The sequence below is a fragment of the Emticicia sp. W12TSBA100-4 genome (assembly GCF_040253585.1).
In the GTDB taxonomy this organism is placed as follows: Bacteria; Bacteroidota; Bacteroidia; order Cytophagales; family Spirosomataceae; genus Emticicia.
Genome location: NZ_JBELAU010000010.1, coordinates 68,990 through 89,459 on the forward strand (window position 1 = coordinate 68,990; position 20,470 = coordinate 89,459).

The following is a 20,470-nucleotide window of genomic DNA, read 5'->3' on the forward strand; positions in this document are numbered from 1 at the left end:
ATTCAAAAATAAAAGGGCGATATCCAGTGTATCGCCCTTTATTTGTTTTATAACTCATCATTAAAATTGTACTGCACCCGAATATTGTAGCGTAGCAATCGCCTTTTCGTATTTTGATTTGAGGCTTTCGAGTTTGGTTTTCATATCAATCAGCTTAGTTTCTCTCGAATTTATCAAGAATAAAGTACTTTCTCCGATTAAAAACTTTTGTCTTTCGGCTGCCAGTAATTTCTCTTGATTGGCGTTTGCTATGATTTGAAACTCAATTTGTTTTGCCAGATTCACTACTTCATTATAAGCACTTTCAACAGCGATTCTTAATTCTCGTCCAACAATATCTTTCTCGAAATTTGTCTGTAATTGCTTAATTCTAACCGATTGTAATTTCCCTCGTTCTTTTCTGAGCAAAATTGGCATTTCGAAATTTACACCAAATTTGTGATTATTGAGCAAGAAGCCACTCGCCACTGAACCTTCTTTCTGGTAGCCCGCTGGCACACGAAGTAAATTAAAGTTCACGTCAAATTTAGGTTTGAGCATTTCAATTCTAAATTTCTCTTCGATTTGAAGTTGCTTTTGTTTCAGAATAATTTTGGCGATTTCGGGATGATTTTGTTCCAAACTTCTCAAAATATCGTCAACCTTTTGGCGTTCAATGGCCATCGGATTGATTGTTTGCGGAATAAAATTCGCATCCAATTCGAGCGGTTTTTCATCTTTATTCCAAAGATAATTAGAGATAGCCAATGCTCCGTTTCTAAACTCTAATCTGGATTGTTCGAGAATAACTTGTCGGTCTTGCACCGTAATGGCTGCTTCTACGCTATCAATGGAAGCGATTTCTCCTATTCTGGCACGTTCACTCGTTAGTTTGAAGCGATCGAGTGCCATTTGGTAAGATTCTTCGTTGAGCCTGAGGGTCTGGTAACTTAAATACCATTCCCAATAATCTTTGGCGGCCGAGAAAATAAACTTGTTAATGATTTTTTGTCTTTCAGCTTGGGCAATATTATTGAGCAGTCGAGCTTGAAGTAGTGTGTTTCGGCGAGCATCAATCAAAAGACCTTGTCCGAGTGGAACACTTACGCCACTAAAAATCAAACTTGCTGATTCGTCGCTGCGTAATCTTGTACCGTTGTTTTGCTCGTAGCCTCCTTTTATCTCGATTCCGCTGTAAATCGGCACTTTCAAGGTACTTTCAAAGCGGTTATAATAATCTTTACCATCGAGAGCTTTTCTATCAAAATTTGTCGAAAGTTTTGGGTCAAATTGCCCACGAGCTTGCATCATTTCGGCTTTGGCATCATCAATGTATAAATTTGCCTGCTTGATTACGGGGTGATTTTTAAGAATAATTTCTTGAAAATCCTGAAAACTAAAGACCTCTGTTTTTTGTGAAAATGACTGAAATATGGCCAAATTCAAGACAAAAACCAGCAAAATGACTGTTTTCGGAGAAATATATCGCTTTATTGGTTTTATCATTTCTGTTAATGGACTTTATTTTAACGCTGGCAGGGTTTTGAACTCTACCTGATGTAACATCTATTGTTTTGAAATTTCCCCCGTGCGACGGTCGCTCCTTATTTTCAAGGAGGGGCGACCGTCGCACGGGGTCCTGACGAAGTCAGACGGGGTGGTTTCTTGGCGTAGAATTAGTTTTTTTAACTCTTCTGTATCAGTTTACCACCTCCCCCAATAAAAATACAAGAAAAATGTATTTTTATTGGGTACTCCTCCTTGAAAAAGGAGGAGAAATTGTTACTAAACGATTTAATGTATGTTGCATAGAGCTTTAACAATGTTAATTTTTTTTATTTTTTAGCAGCGGTTTCCTTGTCTGTTTTTTCTCCTTCTTCGGGAGCTTCTTTTAGGCTCGGAGGGAAGGCATTCAACTGACGCCAGATTTCATACCAAACAGGTACATCATCGAGCATAATCCAGCCATAAACGCCCGAACCAACCCTAAGTTGCTTAGGCCAATTGCCGTTGTCAGGTGTTACAAGTAAGCGATATTGCCCATTTTTACTATCAACCATGTCAATTACCTTCACTTTTCCTGCGAAAGTACCGACCGAGACCGATGGCCAACCCGAAAACTGAATAGCTGGCCAGCCTTCAAATTCTAAACGTGCAATGCGGCCTTGCTGAATCAACGGAACATCCATCGCATTGACGTATAATTCAACCGCCAGGTCTGGATTAGTTGGTTGAAGCGTACAAATCGACTCAGTTTCTTTGAGAGTTTCGCCAATACCTGCTTTTAAGGCTTTCACAACAAAACCATCTTGCGGAGCTCTAACAACATACATATTACGGCGAATATCAACGCTCGCTTGTTTGTTGACAATTTTTGAAATCTCCGATTGTCCATCCGAAATAGATGCCAAAGCTGAACTTCTATCAGAACGTGCTTTTGCGATTTTTTCGGCATATTCGGCATTGATTGAGTTAAGCTCGATTTGGCTATTGATGAGTTCTTGCCTCGAAATCGCCAATTTGTTTTGTACCGAAATGAGTTTATTCTGCGTTTCTTGTACTTTCAAACGTCGAGTTTCGATTTCGTTGAGCGAAACAATTCCTTGTTTTTCTTGCGTCAGACCACGGTCGAGTCGGTCTTGAGCAATTTTTACTTGTAGTTTCTCTGCCTGAATATCGGCACTATCGGCATTTACTTTCGCACGGTTTTGTTTTACTTTATTGCGGGCTTTTTCAAGGCTCAATTGCCAATTTTGCGATAAAGCATCAATTTGTTTCTGTAAAGCATCGGCTTTTGCTTCGTAGCTATCAAGGGCTTCTTTTTTTGCTTGAAGCTGTTCATTGAGGCGAAGTGGGAGTTGAGGGTCGAAATATTCATCTTTCAATTCGGAAAGAATCACGAGCGTATCGCCCTTTTTCACGAGCTGTCCTTCGGCAACATTCCATTTTTCAATTCTTCCCGCAATCACGTTTTGAATACTCTGTGGACGCTCCGACGGACTCAAGGCCGTAAGTGTGCCTTTCCCGTTGATATTTTGTTGCCACGGTAGAAATAAAACAATGATAAAAATGATGAAAAAGCCCAAAAGCCAACGTTTCAGCACGTGGGTGCTTTTTGGGGTACTCACTAATTCTTGTATGTAGGCATTGCTCGACTCTTTGACCGACTCTGGCACTACATTATTTGATAAGTTTAACATATTTCTTTGGCTCAATTAAAATGTTTTGAATGATTTTCTGTAAAACAAATGCTTGATTATCACTGATATAAGTTAGCATTGTTTATTAAGTACATCAATACAAATAATTTTGAAAAGCTGGATTTGTTTTTAAAACTTCGTATTTTCCTTCTTGGACAATCTGACCTTTATCCATCAAAATAACTTTATCGCATCGCTGCATGATACTTTCTTTTTTAGTTTCGATGATTACCGTTGTTGATTTTTCAGATGAAAAAATAAAGTTTACGATGGCTTCCAATTCTGCTTGACTGAATGAATCGAAACAATTAGAGAGTATCAAAAGACGTGGCTGCAAGAGCAAACAACGAGCTAAAATAAGTTTGGTTTTGAAACTATCAGAAAATTGTCGTCCGCCCGATAGAATCTGCGTCTGAAGACCTTCTTTTAGTTTACCGATGCTTTCGGTTAGTTGAAGACCATCAAGTACTTCCTGAATTTTTGGTCCAGTTAGTTCCATTCGGTTGAGCGAAATGTTTTCCAGAATTGTACCATCAAAGATGGCATCAACAGTCTGGTTTTTCTTTACATATTTAAAGAAATGCTCTTGTTGAATATCACGCATCGAAATACCATCGTAAGTGATGAGTCCTTGATAATTCCCCAAAATTCCTGCTAAAACTTTCAAGAAAGTCTCTTTCCCTGAGCCATTCATGCCCGAAACTGCAATTTTCTCGGAAGGATTTACTTTCAAATTGATATTATTCAAGACATAATCTGGATTATCTTCAAACTTATATCTGAGGCTTTTCAATTCAAGACCGATTCCTTGTTTGCTACTGTCGAGATGTCTTAAAACGCCTTTGTGGTTTTCGAGCGGAAGGTCAGAGATTTGTCCGAGTTTATCGACAGCCGTTAGTAAATCGAAAATTGAATCAAACGATAAAATCACTTTTTCGACCGAACTCACAACCAAAACCACCACGATTTCGGAAGCCACAAATTGCCCGATAGTAATTTGTAGGTTAACGACCAAATATGTTCCCAGAATCAATAATCCACCAACCACCAAAACCTTGAAAAATACGGCATTATAGAACAGAATCAATAAGTAACTAAAGTATTTTTTGCGATATTTTAAGTAATTACCCGATAAATGTTCCATTTTTTGCAGTGGGAAATTTTGTCCCCCCGCAATCTTAAACACCGACACCATTCGTGCCATGTCTTGTAGCCAATAAGCTATCTTGAACTTATACTTCGATTTTACGATATTGGCATCGAGCAATCTTTTACCATAGATTCGGATGACCACAAAAATGATTAAAACCGTGAGTAGAGCAAAACCAATAAACAAAGGGTGATATGCCGAAAGCAATAAAAGCCCAAAAACGATTTGAATGACAGCGGCTGTTACATCAATCAAGATTTTGGGTAGTGTTTTTTGTACCGTTATGATGTCGAAAAAACGATTCATCAATTCGGGCGGATAAAAATTTCGGAGTGCTTCGGTCTTGATGTGCGTAATGCGATAGGTGTATTCAAAAGCCGATTTGATAAAAAGCCGCTCTTGCAAATACTCAACGATAGTGAGCTGCATGACTTGCATGACCCCCGAAAGAATCAAAGCTAAAATAACCAAACCAATCAGGATATAAATAGAGCTGAAATAAACACCTCCTTGTACAAAACCAATAATGGCCTGAATGCCCAGTGGCAAAGCCAAACTAATTGTACCAATCAGAATCGCATAGACGTAGATGGAGTAAATATCTCGGCGTTCGATGCGAAGCATACTAACCAAACGCTTGAAGGGCGATAGTTTAACAACTTCTTGATTCGCCTCGTTGGAGATTGACTCTACTGGAAAGAATGTAAAAAGCTGGACTTTCTCGGAAGAAATATCCAGCTTTTCACAAATATTATCAATAGGTGATAAGCTATCACCTTCAATCTTAAAGACTTTTCTGTCTTTGTTTTTTCTACTTGGAACAAAAAAGTAGCCATTTCCGCTTCCATCAAAAAGTAGGAATGGCGTGGTTGTTTTTTTCTCAAACTCTTTAATTTGCTCAACCGCAACCGAGTTTTCAATGAGTAAAATACCTTTTTTTTCAATACTGTTGCGAAGTTCGCTGATAAATTCTTCGGTCGAATTAAATGGAATTCCACCCAAGCCAGCGAAGTTACTAAACTCAAAATATAAGGCTAAATTTTCTAAGACTTTTCTCAATACTGTTTCATTCATAAGGCTACGATTTTCTGAATTTAGAGTTAACAAAAAATATTTTTGCCGTCTTTGATTTAAACAAACGTATAGACCTTATTGTTCAAATCTTCACAATTACAAAATACTTAAAATCAACACTTTGGCGACTAAAAACACTATTTTGAGCATTTTTTCACTGCAAAATTTGAAGTTTTGTCGTTTTAATCCAAATTAGAATGTCATTAGAAAAGGATTTTCGCTATTTATTGGAAATATTAAATAAGTAAAAATACTCATTCGCTATTTCGTTCAAATCGACCATGAAACAGCCGAAAATTGATTAATGTTTTATTCGTTTTTGGCGATAGCTTTACCTTTGAGGCCAAATAGCACTCGCATCAGAGAAAACGGTCGAATCAGAAAATGATAAATCAGAAAAGCTGCTCCGAAAGTGCCAATAACTAAAATAAAGAATTTTGAGATTACATTAATGTCTAATTCGGCAATATAAAACCCAATCATAACCGTGATGGTTTGGTGCAAAATATAGAACGGGTAAACGGCTTGATTAGCGTACTCGACGAAGCGATTTCGGTAATTAAGATAATGTTTCGCAAAGCCGCAAATTCCTAAAATCATGAACCAAATGTGGGTCATTTTTAAGATTCCATTCAGAACTAAAATTCCAATACCATCTTCGGGAACTGCTCCAAAAATAGCATCGTAGGTTTTACTAAGGGTAATAATAAAAAGTGCTATGAATAAAAATAACTTACGTTTTTGTTCAATAATATCCCACGTAAAGATTTGATTACTAACGATATAGCCGTAAATAAAGAAAAATAGAGAAATTGAGAAATTATACCAATCGGCCGTCAGATTGTGCGTAGTTGGCCAGTATTGGTGAAGAAAAATATACGTAAGTGCCAGCGGAATAATGAGCAAAAGTAGTTTTATAAAAGCTGTGTTTTCGGGGTTTAAGAGTTGAATATTTTGCTTGCGAATCCAAACAAAAAGAGGGGTTGATAAAATAGAAAATACCCACAAATAAGCCACAAACCAAAGATGATGCCAACTGAAACTACCTTCGGGATAGGCCACAAACTCAAAAACACTTGGATAAAATTCGGCATAAGAACCCGTAAAAACGTGCGTTTGGAGACGTTCAAAATAGATTTGTGGCGGAACGATGACGAACATCCCGAAAGCCAACGGTAGTAATAATCTTTTGGTGCGTTCACTTATAAACTGTAAACCTGTACGAGATTTCATGGCAAAACTTACGCCTACGCCCGAAATGAAAAATAGGAGCGAAAGTCGCCACGGATTAACAATTTCCATCCAAATCTTGAAGCCGTTGGCTATGACGTTGTTTTTTACGTGCCATTCCCAACTCACGAAAAACATTCCGCTGTGATAAAAAATTAAAATTCCGAAGGCAATCACTCGAATCCAGTCAATGTAATTTTGTCGATTTTTCATAATTATGTTTTTTTCGACAAATGTCTGTTCAAATGATGCGTTTGTAAGTATTTTCTTATCAATAAGATGTTCGTTCTGATAAACTCGAACGCTGATTTAGCTCGCTTTATATTCAGAGGGAGTCATTCCTGTGATTTTCTTGAAAGCAGTATTAAAGGCTGATTTTGAATTATAACCCACCATTTCGGCAATTTCTTCAATTTTTAGATGTGCATTTGCCGAATTTTTGAGTAAAACTTTGGCTTCTTCGATGCGGTATTGAGCCGAAAACTCAAAAAACGATTGCCCAAGCGATTCATTTAGGATTTGTGAAAGATGATGCTGCGAAACTGCCAATTTTTGAGCAAGCAAAGGCAACGAAAAACTTGAACTCAAAAAAGGCTTTTCGATTTTCATTAAAGTTTGTAGTTTTTCGAGCGTATTTTCTTGAATTTCATCAGTCAACGACGATTTTTCGTATTTCTTGATTGGTTTTTGATTAAAAAACGTTGACTTATTGATTAGAATAAAGCTAATACCATAAATAATGAGTGTGATATAAGCTGCTATAAAATGGTCGCCTAAGTCATTTTCAAAAAGGAGTTTAGAAGTCACAAAAACAACGATTGCTACAACCGAATAAATCGTTCCTTTTCTGCACCACGCCAAATCCGAGTTTTTATTCGACCAAAAACTAAGTTGTTCATTATCAGCTTCTTTTCTCAACATCCAAAAACCTAAAACTACATAAATGCACATTTGCACTAACATCAATTCATTGACATAATTGCTGAGGAGATAAGCACTGCTGGGCAAATATCCCTTTTCGGGCAACCACTCCAACTCTGCTCGATGATAAGAACCAATGTAAGCATTGTATTTGGCTGGCAAACTTGCCACATAAAAGGTGATGGTTTTGTAGATTGCATAGAAAACAAAAGGCAAAAAATGCAGTAAATCTGATTTTTTGAAAGGTTTTTGCAGGAAACTTCGGTGATATAAATAAATGAGCGGAGCAAACAAAAAATTGGTAGGTTCGGCAAAATCAATGAGCCAAATAACCCAAAACATATAATTGGTGTAGCACAGTAAAATCTCGGTAAGAGCGGCCGCAAAAGCAACTAATAATGCTCCCAAATAACGATTAGCTAAAAGATTTCCTTGTTTGTTGAAAACGAAGAAAGAAGCCAGAAATATGGCCTGAACAACACCGAGGAATATAAAAAGTGCGTAAATATCAATCTTTATCGGAAGCGTCTGGGGCATTATTGAAATTCGTTTGCCCAAATTTATGATATATTTTTCACTTTCCTATCAAGCTCTTCGCAAAGTCGAAGGCGGTGTCTTCTCCTGCCAAAAAATCAGCATAATTTTGTCGAACTTCATGTTTTGGTTTTAAATAAAGCTCATTGGTGGCGTTGTAATTAATTTTGAGGAGCGGTAAACTTACCGTAAATTTTGTGTTTGGTAGTGTAAACGAAGTAAACTTCCCTGCCGAAGAACCATCAGCCGCCCCACCGCAAGTTGTGCCTATGAGCTTTACATTTTCTTGGTTTTGGAGGTGAGCAGCTAAATAAACTGCCGTAGAAAAAGTGCCTTCGTTGACCAAAACAAAGACATTTCCTCTGAACTGAAAATCATTGATGGGTTCATAAAACCGATTGACCGAAAGGGCTTTTTTCTTGTCTTTGATGTTCGGGCTACTACTGATTTGGTATTTTGTGAAAGGTTTTGCGAGTAAATATTTCAGTATTTCATCGGCATAATCAAGCCCACCGCCAGCGTTGTTTCGGACATCAATTATTAAGTTTTTTGATTGTTTTTCGGTGATTTTCTTGAAAATATTCTGAATTTCGTTGTGAAAATTGCCATTTTCAAACTCATTTCCATCAAAACTTCTGATTCGTAGAACGGATGTTTTGGCGTTGTTTTCGCTCAGATAAATATTTTTATAGAAATCAGTATTTCGGATAGGATTTCGCTCGGCTTCCATTTCTCGTAAATACGCCAATGGTTGAGTTTTTACACTCAGACTCTTTTCTTCTTTATTGATTTTTACTCTAAGGTGCAACTCATCTTGTTCATCAAAAAAAAGATAGAGCAATCGTCTGAAATTGCGTTGAAGATAATAAGTTTCTACATCAGTGTTTTGTCCATCACCGTTTTGGAAAGTATATTTTGAAAGGTTTTTAAGCAGTTTTGGCATCGGAATATCTTCGATTGCCGTAATTTCCGTGCCTTTTACCAGTAGATTATTCTCAGATAAATTTCTCGAAACATAAACTTTATCGCCAAAAATCGCCACATCCATTGGCAAAAATTGAGGGTTTATGTTATTGGGTTTAATGAGGCGTTCGTCAACCAAAATCGAAGTATGTCCGCACCGAATGGCACGAGTCAGATTGAGCAAATGAGCAAAAGTTTGTTTTACAGCGAGCGGCCGCTCAACTTTGTATAATGAGTCATAAATCTGTTGAAAACGATTTTGCTCAATAAATTTATAAGGATTTGGGTGAATTTCTTCGATACGTTCTTTCAAAAAAGCCAAATCGGCTCGTAATTCGATAGGGGAGAAGGTTTGCCCAAAACTCTTGATGCTGATAAGTAAAAATAAAAAAGCGATAAGAGTTTTGGGCATTTGAAATATTTACGAATAGATTTCTTTTCTAACGATGAAATATCGAAAATTATTTGTAGAGATTTTTGGTTTACCACTAAGGGACTAAGAAATACTAAGGTTTTTCCTCGTGAAACTTAGTGTTTCTTAGCCCCTTAGTGGTGAAAAAAGCACCATTCTCAACTATATCTATCATTTCTCCAAGGATAAGCCGTGTTTGAGTAACCACGTTCTTCCCAAAAACCTAATTTGTTTTTCGGCAAAAATTCAATTCTTTTTATCCATTTCGAACCTTTCCATGCGTAAAGTTGGGGCGTAATCATGCGAGCAGGGCCGCCGTGTTCTTTTGCTAAAGGTTCGTTATAGACCGTGTGGGCAATCAAAACATCGGGTTTTAATGCTTCTTCGAGCGAAACATTGGTTGTGTAAGTATCGTAGCCGTAGCACATGATGTGCGTTGCGGTTTCTTTTGGCTGAACAAGTGCCGCCAAATCAATCAACCGAACGCCTTTCCAAACCATGTCCATCTTCGACCACGTAGTTACGCAATGAAAATCGCTGGTGTCTTCCACTTGTGGCAATGCCATGAAATCCTCCCAAGTTAAAACCACTGGATTTTCAACTTCTCCGTTGATTGTCAATCGCCAGCGGTCGGGCGTAATATCGGGGTGATAACCCAAGTCAAGCACAGGCCATTTTACTGTAAGTGTTTGTCCAACAGGTAATTGTGGCATTCCGTGTCGGTTGGTTGCTCCTTTTCCCATCGGCTTATCATCAGCCATTGATGGGGTTGTTTTCATTTTATCTTCAAACCGAGCCTTGAGCTTCATACGAGCCTCAATGATTCGGTCGAGTTTGGTTTGTTCTTCCATAATTGTATAGAAATGAGATATAAGACAAGAGACAAAAGATATATTGTTTAACGATTTTATTTTCGTTTTGTTCTCATGTCTCTTGTCTCAAATCTTTTGTCTAAATTTTACTCTTCCCCCAAAAACGGATATTTATAATCAGTTGGCGAAACGAACGTTTCTTTAATGGTACGTGGCTGCACCCAACGATAAAGATTCAAAATCGAACCAGCTTTATCGTTTGTTCCAGAAGCTCTTGCACCACCAAATGGCTGCTGACCAACAACTGCTCCCGTTGGTTTATCATTGATATAAAAATTACCTGCTGAGTTAACCAATTTTTTCATGGCCAAATCAATGGCATATCTATCTTGCGAGAAAATCGCACCTGTGAGAGCGTAAGGCGAAGTGGCATCAACCAATTCGAGGGTTTTCTCGAAGTCCTGTGGCTCGTAAACATAGATTGTTAGTACAGGCCCAAAGATTTCTTCGCACATCGTTGTGTAATTTGGGTCAGAAGTTAATAAAACCGTTGGTTCAATAAAATAACCTTTCGATTTATCGTAGTTTCCGCCTGCAATTACCGTGATTTTATCACTTTTCTTAGCATTATCAATGTAGCCAGCAATTTTATCGAAAGCACGTTCGTCAATAACGGCATTCACAAAATTTGAGAAATCTTCTGTACCACCGATTTTGATTTCTTTCAAATCAGCAATAAGTTGCTCTTTTACGGCTGGCCAAAGTGTAGATGGAATATAAGCACGAGAAGCCGCCGAACATTTTTGTCCTTGATACTCAAACGCTCCACGAACCAAGCCAGTTGTTAAAGCCTTCACATCAGCCGACTCGTGAGCCACAACGAAGTCTTTTCCACCAGTTTCGCCCACAATACGTGGATAAGTCTTAAATTTCGAGATATTTTCACCAATTGTTTGCCAAATGGTTTGGAAAACTTTCGTACTGCCCGTAAAGTGGATTCCTGCAAAATCTGGGTGTTTGAAAATAATATCGCCAGCTACTGGGCCATCAACATAAATTAGGTTGATAACGCCGTCAGGTAAGCCTGCTTCACGCAAAACTTCCATGATTACATTGGCCGAATATATTTGCGGATAAGCTGGTTTCCAAACAGTTACATTACCCATCATGGCTACGCACGCAGGAAGATTGCCTGCAATGGCCGTAAAATTGAAAGGTGTAAGAGCAAAAACGAACCCTTCGAGCGGGCGGTATTCTACACGATTCCACAAACCACGCACCGATTCTGGCTGACCAGCGTAAATTTGCTGCATAAAATAAGCATTGAAACGCAAAAAGTCGATAAACTCACAAGCGGAGTCGATTTCAGCTTGGTAAGCGTTTTTCGACTGTCCGAGCATCGTGGCAGCATTGATTTTTGCACGATACGGACCAGCCAAAAGGTCGGCAGCTTTCAAGAAAATACTTGCACGGTGTTCCCACGATAGATTTGCCCAATTTTCACGAGCAGCCAAAGCAGCATCAATGGCTTTGTGAACGTGCGAGGCGTCGCCTTCGCTGGCATAACCCAAGATGTGTTGGTGGTCGTGCGGAGGCGAAAGCTTGATTTTATTATCGGTATGTATAAGTTCAGAGCCAATGTACATCGGAACTTCGATGACTTTTGAGCGAGCTTCGGCAATTGCTTTTTTAAGAGCGATTTTCTCAGTAGAACCTGCTGCATAATTTAAAACAGGCTCATTGATAGGCGATGGAACTTTAAAAAAGGCGTTGTTCATTGTTGATGAAGTTTTTGTTGATTTTCGAGGGCAAAATTACTGAAAAGATTTTAATAGAAATTTGATTCTTTACTTTTTGTTATTCTTTAGGGCTGTAGTCGCTACTGGTTAGAGTTGGCTTTATACTCCCTCGGACTCACGCCTTTCAACTGTTTAAAAGTCTTATTGAAATGTGAAATATTATTAAAACCCACTTCAAAACAAATATCGGCAATGGATTTGTTTTCAAATAACAAACGACAGGCTTGATTGATTCGATATTCGTTTACGAAATCAGTATAAGTGATATGCGTAATTTTTTTGAAATATCGACAAAAAGATGGAACAGTTAAGTTTGCTAAATCGGCTACTGCTTGAATATCAATGCTTTGTTGATAATGTTGCTCGACGTATTTATAAACATTATTGATACGGTCTTCGTCTTTATGATTAAAATCGAAACGTTTATCTGGAGCATTTAGCACTGAAAATTCATGGGTTGTGGCAAGTATATGAAAAATATTTAATAGTTCAACAAGCCTTTCAAAATGAGAAATTGTAAGCATTTTTTGAAGTTTTGTAGCAACTATCTTTCGTGCTTTTCCTTGAAACGAAAGGCCTTGCTTTGCTCGTTCGAAAAGCTCTCGGATATGTTGAAGTTCGGGTTTTTGCATGAACTCTTCACCCAAAAAATCTTTGCGGAGTTGCACTACAATTTCTTCGTGTTCGCCAATGACACCATAACCAAAACCTGTATGAGGCAAATCAGGGCCGATGAAAACCAATTCTCCTTCTTCATAGTTTTTGAGGTGTTCGCCAATGTGGAGTTTTCCTGAGCCTTTTCTGACAAAAACAATCTCATATTCGGGGTGATAATGCCAGAAATATCGGTCATTTTCTGATTTCCAATGAATCAGACGAAACGAGCTACCCGTATCGGGGGATATTTTTTCGTACTCTACTTTCATGCCTTATTATCATTATATGCCAAGCAAATGTATATATAATGTTAATAAAGCACAAGTATTAGATAATGATGGAGTAGTTTTTTCGAAGAAATCCTGCCAATTTTGTGTCAGAAAAAGGATTGATTACCTTTCTGAGACAATCAGATATACTTTACCTATGAAAAGTTTTTTGAGCGAAGCCATTGGCATCGCTCATTTTTTATGCCTTCGTTAAAAAATCTATCATTTTTGTTACTGCTAATCCTCGGTGGCTGATTGGATTTTTTTCTTCCATTGTCATTTCCGCAAAAGTACGGTTGTAGCCTTCGGGTACGAAAATGGGGTCATAGCCAAACCCTTTTTCTCCGTGTCTTTCGTGCGTGATTTTACCACGAATAATACCCTCAAAAAAGTTAGGTTTTCCATCAATAAGCAATGTAATTACACTTCTGAATTGTGCTGCACGATTTTCAACACTTTTCATGGTTTCGAGCAGTTTATCAATATTTTTGGCATGATTTCCATGTTCTCCTGCGTAGCGTGCCGAGAAAACCCCAGGCTCACCATTAAGTGCATCAACTTCTAAGCCCGAATCGTCGGCAATGCAATCAATCTGGAAACGTTCCCAAACGTACATTGCTTTTTGTAAAGAATTACCGTCGAAAGTATCGGCTGTTTCGGGAATATCATCAAAACAACCGATTTCGTTGAGGGTTTGTAACTGGAATTTAGCACCCAAAAGTGCTTGTAATTCTTCTACTTTATGGGCATTATTTGTGGCGAGGCAGAGTTTCATTGTTTAGTTATCAGTTTACAGTCTTCAGTGGGCAGTTTTCAGTTTGCAATATTCAATTTGAAGTGGGCAATTTTTGATAATAGTTTTAATCTTCAATTGCCAGTTTACGAAACTTATAAATATTTTTCTGGGTTTGCAATCATGTGGTTAATTAATCGTCCGACTTCTTCGCTTTTTTGAGTGAAAGCTATTGAAGTATTTTTATCAATGTATTCGCACGCAAATGCAAAATCTATCCAAACTTGTGTTTCGCTATTTTCTGCATCCGAATCAGTCAATTTTGAAATAAAATGAGCAGGGTAGCGTCTTTTTCTATAAGCTTCTCCAATATTGGCACACACTGACCGTGAAGAGCGTCTAACTTGGTCAGTGAGCGAATATTTTTCTTCCTTCGGAAATCCTTTACTTACTTCAAAAATTTCCATAGACAAAGAAAACGCCTTTTTATAAACAATTAAATCTTTAAAAGACGACATTAGCAGTCTATAGTTTTCGGTATGCAGTTGGCAGTCTTACATTACGACGACAACTTTAATAAATTTGAATATATGAACGAATTTAAGTTTGCGAAAAGCAGAAAATTATGACTATCCACAGAGAACTGAAAACTGCTCACTGAGGACTGCCCACTGGGAACCGCCCACTGAAGACTCAAAATCAAGCCACAGCCATCGCACCTTCCTTCATCTTCTCCGCATTATCTGCAATGCGTAATTGCTCAATAAATCCACCGATTTCGCCTTCCATTACGGTTGGTAGATTATAGACTGTGTAGCCGATACGGTGGTCGGTTACACGGCTTTGGGCGTAATTGTATGTTCTGATTTTGTCCGAACGGTCGCCATTTCCTACTAAACCTTTACGTTCGGCCGAAATCGCTTCGTTGTGTTTGGCCATTTCCATTTCGTAAAGTCTTGAACGCAAAACCGAAAGTGCTTTTTCACGGTTTTTAATTTGCGAACGCTCATCTTGGCAAGAAACCGTTACGCCCGTAGGAATATGCACCATACGAACTGCCGAATAAGTGGTGTTTACTGACTGTCCACCGGCACCCGACGAACAGAAAGTATCAATCCTTACATCGTTCATATTGATTGTTAAGTCAACTTCATCGGCTTCTGGCAAAGCTGCGACAGTAGCAGCTGATGTATGTACACGCCCTTGAGATTCGGTAGCAGGCACACGCTGCACACGATGCACACCCGACTCATACTTGAGTTTTCCGTAAACATCATCGCCTTCAACTTGTACCACAATTTCTTTATAACCGCCCGCAGTTCCTTCGTTGTGGTCGAGGAGCGTCATTCTCCAACCTTGTTTTTCGATGAAACGTTGATACATTCTGAATAAATCGCCTGCAAAAATTGAGGCTTCGTCGCCACCTGTTCCTGCTCTAATTTCGAGGATTACATTTTTACTATCGTTCGGGTCTTTCGGAATGAGCATTTCCTTCAAAATCCCCTCCAACTCGTCTCTTTGCGGAATGAGTGCGTCTAATTCTTCTTTTGCCAAATCACGCATATCTTCGTCTTTTTCATTGGCAATAATATCTTTTGCACCTTCAATATTTGAAAGTACATTTTTATAAACTTTTAGTTGGTTGACGATTTTCTCCAGATCTTTGTATTCTTTACTCAAACGAGTAAACTTCGTCATATCAGACACGATTTCGGGCATCGTCATCTGCTGCGAAACTTCTTCGTAGCGTTCTTTTATAGCTTCTAATTGCTCTAACATATGAGTAGTTATTTGTTACTTGTTATTTGAAACTGGTGTTTTTTGTACAAGTTTGAAACTTGTATTACTAAATAAAAACGTGGCACATCTCATTATCGTTCATAACAAGATGTGCCACGTTTAGATAATTTCTCTAATATCCTTTTTTACATTGACTCAAAACTGCTTGGTTTAACTTAATGTAAGCATCATCACCTGCTTTTTTAGCCAATTCCATTGATTTTTCGGCATTTGGAATGGCTACTGCACAGTTATTTTGTTTTGCGGCAATACGTGCCACGAGTTGGTATGTCCAATATTCTTTTTCCTTCTCAACAACTTTGTTGGCCCACGTTAAGGCTTGGTCGAGTTTTACACCTTTTTGGTAATAAAAGTCAGCCGCCGAGAAATAGGTGTCAGTTGTAGCATCGGGCTTTGCGGTTTTTTCGGCAATTTCGGCCATTATTTTTTCATCAACACCTCTTTGTTCGATTTTGAATCGTACTTCAGTGCTTTCCCATTTAATTGAAAGCTCAGTACTGGTTGGTGTAAATTCCACAAAATCAATCGTCATTTTCTCTGTAAATTCTTGTGGCTGAATGGGTTGAACATTAAAGCGAATTACATCTTTATTGATGTCGTAGCCATAAGCTCCCCATTGTTTATCATCACGGTTGAAGATAATCGTCCATTCGTTTTTGCCTGGAATTGTATAAAGTCCGTAGCTTCCTGCTTTCATCACTGCTCCATGCACATATACCTCATCATCGAATTTGATAGACGTAATTTTGTTTGCTCCCGTACGCCATACTTTTCCGTAAGGTACTAAATCACCAAATATTTTACGACCTTTTACCGATGGTCGGCTATAATCAATCGTAATTTTTGTTAAGCCAAGCGTTTGCGAAAGAGTCGTTGATGGACTCGCCGCTGGCGTGTTTATCTGAGCAAAACTTGTTGATGATGCTAAAATTATAAACAGCAAATTTTTAAAAAAACGGTTCATTTCTTTGAGGGTTAGTAATTTGGTGCAAAGTTACGCTATATCTTTTGTTGTTTGTGCGTTTTGAGAGATTTTTTGCGATTTAGGCTTATTAAATGCTCTATTTCTAAAATTTTCATAGTGTCGGGTTTGCAAACCCGACACTATGAAAATGATGTTCTGATAGACAAATTCTTGTTTTTTGTTAAAATTTAACGTCAAATAAAACAATTTTTTCTTTTCAAAGTACTATAATAACTCTATCTTGCAAAGACCAAATAACCTGTTAGAAACCATGTTTAACTTATCAACTATCTTAGAACATCACGCTCGTAACTCCTCCAGTAAAGAGGCTTTAATATTTGCCGATAAACGAATTACTTTTGCTCAGCTCGATGCCGCTGCTAATCAGATTGCCAATGGTTTAACTTTACTCGGCATTGGTTATGGCGATAAAGTGGCCTTGACTTGCCCGAATTTGCCCTACTTTCCGATGATTTATTTCGGGATTCTGAAAACAGGAGCATCGGTTGTGCCATTGAGTGTTTTATTGAAACGCCATGAAATAGCTTATCATTTGCAAGATTCGGATGCGAAAGCCTATTTTTGTTTTGTTGGTACACCCGAAATGCCAATGGGTCAAGAAGGACACGCTGGCTTTGAAATGACCGATTCGTGTGAGCATTTTTTCATGATTACGCCCACATTTACTGATGCTTCGCCGATTGAAGGAACAAAGACAATGGGAATGTTGATGGCAGGAAAATCGCCTGTTTTTCAAAGCTATTTTACTTCTCCCGATGATACTGCCGTAATTATTTATACTTCTGGTACGACTGGCCGACCAAAAGGGGCTGAACTTACGCACTCAAATATTTTCTTAAATGCTAATCTGAGCAAAGATTTGCAGGATTTGAACTATACTGATAAAACAATGCTGGTTTTACCACTTTTCCACATTTTTGGGCAAGTTGTGTGCATGATTGCCAGTATTTATCGAGGCTCAACGGCCGTGCTTGTACCGAGATTCGATGCCGAAATGGTGCTTTCGTTGATTCAGAGCGAAAAAATTACGCATTTTGCTGGCGTGCCAACGATGTATTGGGGACTTTTGAGTTATCCAGAAGCTAATAAATTTGATTCAAGTTCGCTGCGAGTTTGCTTATCGGGTGGAGCGGCTTTACCTGTGCAGGTGCTAAAAGACTTTGAAGCAAAATATAATGTAGCGATTTTGGAAGGCTACGGAATGTCGGAAGGTTCGCCAGTGGTTACATTTAATCACCCAGACCGTGTACGTAAGCCAGGTTCGGTCGGAACGCCAGTTTGGGGCGTTGAAGTTTGTATAAAAGATGAAAACGGCAACGAACTCGGAGCAAACGAAAAAGGGGAATTATGCTACCGTGGACACAACGTAACGAAAGGGTATTACAAACGCCCCGATGCTACGGCTGAGAGTATCAAGAATGGCTGGTTACACTCGGGCGATATTGCCATCAGAGACGATGACGGTTATTACTTTATCGTTGACCGCACCAAAGACATGATTATTCGTGGTGGTTTCAATGTGTATCCACGGGAAGTTGAAGAAGTGATGATGCAGCATTCGGCCATTTCGATGGTAGCCGTGATTGGTGTACCAAGCGACGAATATGGTGAAGAAATAAAAGCCTGTGTAGTGCTAAAACCCGATGCTCAAATAACGGAACAAGAATTAATTGTTTGGACAAAAGAACGTATTGCATCCTATAAATATCCTCGTGTAGTAGAATTTATGAGTAGCCTACCGATGGGGGCTTCTGGGAAGATTTTGAAGAGGGAATTGAGGAAGTAAAATTGAAGGAAGCCTTCGCTCAAAGCGAAGACTTCCTTTTTTATTCTTAATACTTAAACGGTTTTCCACCAGCCAGTACTTCTTGATTTTTTGCATCGAAAGTTACTTTCAAGCCTGTGCGGTAAGCTGCATTCGACATGATTGTAGCGATTGAATGCGAATAACCCGCTTCGATTGGAGCATGAGGTGTTTTACGACTACGTACACACTCCATCCAGTTTTTGATGTGGTTGAATGTCAATGGGTCGCCACCAGTGTTTGCACCTGATTCAACTTTTTGTCCTTCGAGTTTGATTTTTGGCAATAAGTTAGCTTTCAAGCCCATTGCTGATGCTTCACGCTCACGTAAGCCACCCGTATCCGAAATCTCGTTCGTGTCGAGGTTAATCATACCACCATTTGAGTAGTATAATTCTTTGGTATCACCCGCAGCGTTTGAGAAACGTGAAGTAAATTGCACTTGGAAACCTGTTGATGGGTCGTTTAATGGGCCGTAATCAAATACTACTGTTAAGGTATCAGCATTACTACGGCCATCTTTCCACTGATAAATTCCACCGTTGGCAACTACACTACGTGGGTGTGGTAAGCCAGAGAACCAGTGAACCGTATCAATTTGGTGGCTCATCCATTGGCCAGGGATACCCGAAGAATAAGGCCAGAATAAACGATATTCTAAGTATTTACGTGGATCGAACGGCACCATCGGACGATTCATCAAATAACGTTTCCAATCAACATCCGATTCTTTCAAGTCTTTTACCAATTCTGGTCTTCTCCAACGGCCTGGCTGGTTTACATTCCACATCAATTCAACCATTACAATTGGACCAAATTTACCAGATTTAATGAAATCTTCTGCCGCAAAGTAGTTTTCTCCACTACGGCGTTGTGAACCAATCTGCACGATTTTACCTGATTCTTTTACAGCTTTCAATACTGCACGGTTATCTTCCATTGTTTCGGCCAAGGGCTTTTCTGTGTAAGTATCGCAACCTGCTTTTACGGCCTCGATTGTGTGCAAAGCGTGTTGAAAATCGGCAGTTGAGATAAATACGGCGTCAACCATTTTAGAGTTGTAAAGCTCTTCGTTGTTACGGAAAACCTTCACATCACTACCTAATTGCTTATCAAGATAAGCTTTTCCTTCTTCACGACGGCGATTCCACAAGTCAGAAAGTGCTACCATTTCAAAGTTCATGCCTTTTGAAAGCTCTTTGAAAGGCCCAACGTGTGAAGCACGGTGGCGGTCAGAGAAACCTACACAACCTACACGAACACGGTCATTGGCACCGATGATTTTGCCATAACTTTTGGCCGAAAAACTGCCTGTTGGTTTTGCAAAAGCTGAGCCGCCAACGGCTACCCCCGCACTTGCAATAACCGACTTGATAATAAAATCTCTACGAGTTGTCATAGTTTTATACTGAATTGAATATTATATACTGATTGAATACTAAATGATTTGTTGTATAAACTCAAATTGTTTTTGTTCACTAAAAATTGCTTCCACTAGAAAGTCTAAACCTTTCAGAACCGAGCAATGAATGATGCCTTCATCGGTTTTTTTGATTAGTTCGTACTGTCCATTCTTGATAACGTACTGTTCTACTACCTTTGTTTCGACATCCACGAGCCAATATTCTGCTACTTGATGAGCCTCAAAATCTCTAAATTTTATACCACGGTCTCTTTCGGCAGTGCTATCTGATAAAACTTCAACGATAAAGTCTGGCACAGGAAAAAGCGATTGGTTGGGTTGAATCAAGTCAGCCTTTTCTTTACTGAAAAACATGACATCTGGCTCATAATCATTTCTGGTAAACCTTGCCATTACTTTTTCGTGCGTCACTCTACCAAGTTTATGTTTTAAAGCATACATACGTAGTATTGAAAACAAATTTTCACTGGCTTGTGCGTGGCTACTTTTTACGGGCGAATGCACAATGATTTCACCATTAATAAACTCAGCTTTCAAGTCATCTGTGACCCAATTATAAAACTCCTCTCGCTTTTGTTGCTCATTTCTAAGCATATCTTGGGCTTTTTCCAAGATTTTGAATGCTTCGGGAGTATCCATGATTAAGCTAAGTATTTCGGTTGTTGCGTTCATACATGTTAGTATTTAATTCATGTAAATCTACTAAAATTTTCACTTTCATGTAT

General features: G+C 38.7%; 16 protein-coding genes. 1 reads left to right on the forward strand and 15 read right to left on the reverse strand.

What is annotated here, in order from left to right:
• Positions 1-60 precede the first annotated feature (60 nt).
• The 13 genes from ABR854_RS15670 to ABR854_RS15730 all read right to left on the reverse strand — a co-directional run bounded on the left by ABR854_RS15670 (position 61) and on the right by ABR854_RS15730 (position 16,497).
• Positions 61-1,485 carry a TolC family protein gene (locus tag ABR854_RS15670; RefSeq protein ID WP_350266358.1) on the reverse strand — a complete coding sequence of 475 codons (1,425 nt, stop codon included), beginning with the start codon at positions 1,483-1,485 and terminating at the stop codon, positions 61-63.
• Between the two features lie 329 nt (positions 1,486-1,814).
• Positions 1,815-3,179: an HlyD family secretion protein gene (locus tag ABR854_RS15675; protein WP_350266359.1), complete on the reverse strand. Its 1,365-nt coding sequence runs from the start codon at positions 3,177-3,179 to the stop codon at positions 1,815-1,817.
• A 94-nt stretch (positions 3,180-3,273) separates the two neighbouring features.
• Positions 3,274-5,403 carry a peptidase domain-containing ABC transporter gene (locus ABR854_RS15680; RefSeq protein WP_350266360.1) on the reverse strand — a complete coding sequence of 710 codons (2,130 nt, stop codon included), beginning with the start codon at positions 5,401-5,403 and terminating at the stop codon, positions 3,274-3,276.
• 309 nt (positions 5,404-5,712) lie between these two features.
• The gene (locus ABR854_RS15685) at positions 5,713-6,846 is read right to left on the reverse strand and encodes an acyltransferase family protein (RefSeq protein ID WP_350266361.1); all 1,134 of its coding nucleotides are present in this window, start codon (positions 6,844-6,846) and stop codon (positions 5,713-5,715) included.
• A gap of 96 nt (positions 6,847-6,942) precedes the next feature.
• Entirely contained in the window at positions 6,943-8,091 is a 1,149-nt protein-coding gene (locus tag ABR854_RS15690; protein WP_350266362.1) for a helix-turn-helix domain-containing protein, read from the reverse strand.
• A gap of 37 nt (positions 8,092-8,128) precedes the next feature.
• Complete coding sequence (locus tag ABR854_RS15695; RefSeq protein WP_350266363.1) at positions 8,129-9,463, reverse strand: S41 family peptidase; 1,335 nt, start codon at positions 9,461-9,463, stop codon at positions 8,129-8,131.
• Positions 9,464-9,621: 158 nt separating this feature from the next.
• Positions 9,622-10,314: a sulfite oxidase-like oxidoreductase gene (locus ABR854_RS15700; protein ID WP_350266364.1), complete on the reverse strand. Its 693-nt coding sequence runs from the start codon at positions 10,312-10,314 to the stop codon at positions 9,622-9,624.
• Between the two features lie 107 nt (positions 10,315-10,421).
• The gene (pruA, locus tag ABR854_RS15705) at positions 10,422-12,053 is read right to left on the reverse strand and encodes an L-glutamate gamma-semialdehyde dehydrogenase (protein ID WP_350266365.1); all 1,632 of its coding nucleotides are present in this window, start codon (positions 12,051-12,053) and stop codon (positions 10,422-10,424) included.
• Between the two features lie 101 nt (positions 12,054-12,154).
• A complete protein-coding gene (locus tag ABR854_RS15710; RefSeq protein ID WP_350266366.1) occupies positions 12,155-13,000 on the reverse strand; it encodes a helix-turn-helix domain-containing protein in 846 nt (281 codons plus the stop codon).
• A gap of 199 nt (positions 13,001-13,199) precedes the next feature.
• Entirely contained in the window at positions 13,200-13,775 is a 576-nt protein-coding gene (locus ABR854_RS15715; RefSeq protein WP_350266367.1) for a non-canonical purine NTP diphosphatase, read from the reverse strand.
• Positions 13,776-13,888: 113 nt separating this feature from the next.
• The gene (locus tag ABR854_RS15720; RefSeq protein WP_350266368.1) at positions 13,889-14,251 is read right to left on the reverse strand and encodes a four helix bundle protein; all 363 of its coding nucleotides are present in this window, start codon (positions 14,249-14,251) and stop codon (positions 13,889-13,891) included.
• 181 nt (positions 14,252-14,432) lie between these two features.
• The gene (prfA, locus tag ABR854_RS15725; protein ID WP_350266369.1) at positions 14,433-15,512 is read right to left on the reverse strand and encodes a peptide chain release factor 1; all 1,080 of its coding nucleotides are present in this window, start codon (positions 15,510-15,512) and stop codon (positions 14,433-14,435) included.
• Positions 15,513-15,645: 133 nt separating this feature from the next.
• Positions 15,646-16,497: a DUF2911 domain-containing protein gene (locus tag ABR854_RS15730; RefSeq protein WP_350266370.1), complete on the reverse strand. Its 852-nt coding sequence runs from the start codon at positions 16,495-16,497 to the stop codon at positions 15,646-15,648.
• A gap of 271 nt (positions 16,498-16,768) precedes the next feature.
• Between ABR854_RS15730 and ABR854_RS15735 the strand changes: the two genes are divergently transcribed.
• Positions 16,769-18,304, forward strand: a complete 1,536-nt coding sequence (locus tag ABR854_RS15735; protein ID WP_350266371.1) for a long-chain-fatty-acid--CoA ligase — start codon at positions 16,769-16,771, stop codon at positions 18,302-18,304.
• Between the two features lie 46 nt (positions 18,305-18,350).
• Here ABR854_RS15735 and ABR854_RS15740 read toward each other — a convergent pair whose 3' ends face one another.
• The gene (locus ABR854_RS15740) at positions 18,351-19,721 is read right to left on the reverse strand and encodes a Gfo/Idh/MocA family protein (RefSeq protein WP_350266372.1); all 1,371 of its coding nucleotides are present in this window, start codon (positions 19,719-19,721) and stop codon (positions 18,351-18,353) included.
• Between the two features lie 39 nt (positions 19,722-19,760).
• Positions 19,761-20,417, reverse strand: coding sequence for a Uma2 family endonuclease (locus ABR854_RS15745; RefSeq protein ID WP_350266373.1), 657 nt, complete (start codon positions 20,415-20,417; stop codon positions 19,761-19,763).
• Between the last annotated feature and the right edge of the window lie 53 nt (positions 20,418-20,470).

What these genes read in the sequence shown, in the direction of transcription:
- ABR854_RS15745 (WP_350266373.1), bottom strand. Translation starts at nt 20,417, where the DNA reads ATGAACGCAACAACCGAAATACTTAGCTTAATCATGGATACTCCCGAA.
- ABR854_RS15680 (WP_350266360.1), bottom strand. Translation starts at nt 5,403, where the DNA reads ATGAATGAAACAGTATTGAGAAAAGTCTTAGAAAATTTAGCCTTATAT.
- ABR854_RS15730 (WP_350266370.1), bottom strand. Translation starts at nt 16,497, where the DNA reads ATGAACCGTTTTTTTAAAAATTTGCTGTTTATAATTTTAGCATCATCA.
- ABR854_RS15685 (WP_350266361.1), bottom strand. Translation starts at nt 6,846, where the DNA reads ATGAAAAATCGACAAAATTACATTGACTGGATTCGAGTGATTGCCTTC.
- ABR854_RS15700 (WP_350266364.1), bottom strand. Translation starts at nt 10,314, where the DNA reads ATGGAAGAACAAACCAAACTCGACCGAATCATTGAGGCTCGTATGAAG.
- ABR854_RS15695 (WP_350266363.1), bottom strand. Translation starts at nt 9,463, where the DNA reads ATGCCCAAAACTCTTATCGCTTTTTTATTTTTACTTATCAGCATCAAG.
- ABR854_RS15715 (WP_350266367.1), bottom strand. Translation starts at nt 13,775, where the DNA reads ATGAAACTCTGCCTCGCCACAAATAATGCCCATAAAGTAGAAGAATTA.
- ABR854_RS15670 (WP_350266358.1), bottom strand. Translation starts at nt 1,485, where the DNA reads ATGATAAAACCAATAAAGCGATATATTTCTCCGAAAACAGTCATTTTG.
- ABR854_RS15720 (WP_350266368.1), bottom strand. Translation starts at nt 14,251, where the DNA reads ATGTCGTCTTTTAAAGATTTAATTGTTTATAAAAAGGCGTTTTCTTTG.
- ABR854_RS15675 (WP_350266359.1), bottom strand. Translation starts at nt 3,179, where the DNA reads ATGTTAAACTTATCAAATAATGTAGTGCCAGAGTCGGTCAAAGAGTCG.
- ABR854_RS15710 (WP_350266366.1), bottom strand. Translation starts at nt 13,000, where the DNA reads ATGAAAGTAGAGTACGAAAAAATATCCCCCGATACGGGTAGCTCGTTT.
- ABR854_RS15740 (WP_350266372.1), bottom strand. Translation starts at nt 19,721, where the DNA reads ATGACAACTCGTAGAGATTTTATTATCAAGTCGGTTATTGCAAGTGCG.
- pruA (WP_350266365.1), bottom strand. Translation starts at nt 12,053, where the DNA reads ATGAACAACGCCTTTTTTAAAGTTCCATCGCCTATCAATGAGCCTGTT.
- ABR854_RS15735 (WP_350266371.1), top strand. Translation starts at nt 16,769, where the DNA reads ATGTTTAACTTATCAACTATCTTAGAACATCACGCTCGTAACTCCTCC.
- ABR854_RS15690 (WP_350266362.1), bottom strand. Translation starts at nt 8,091, where the DNA reads ATGCCCCAGACGCTTCCGATAAAGATTGATATTTACGCACTTTTTATA.
- prfA (WP_350266369.1), bottom strand. Translation starts at nt 15,512, where the DNA reads ATGTTAGAGCAATTAGAAGCTATAAAAGAACGCTACGAAGAAGTTTCG.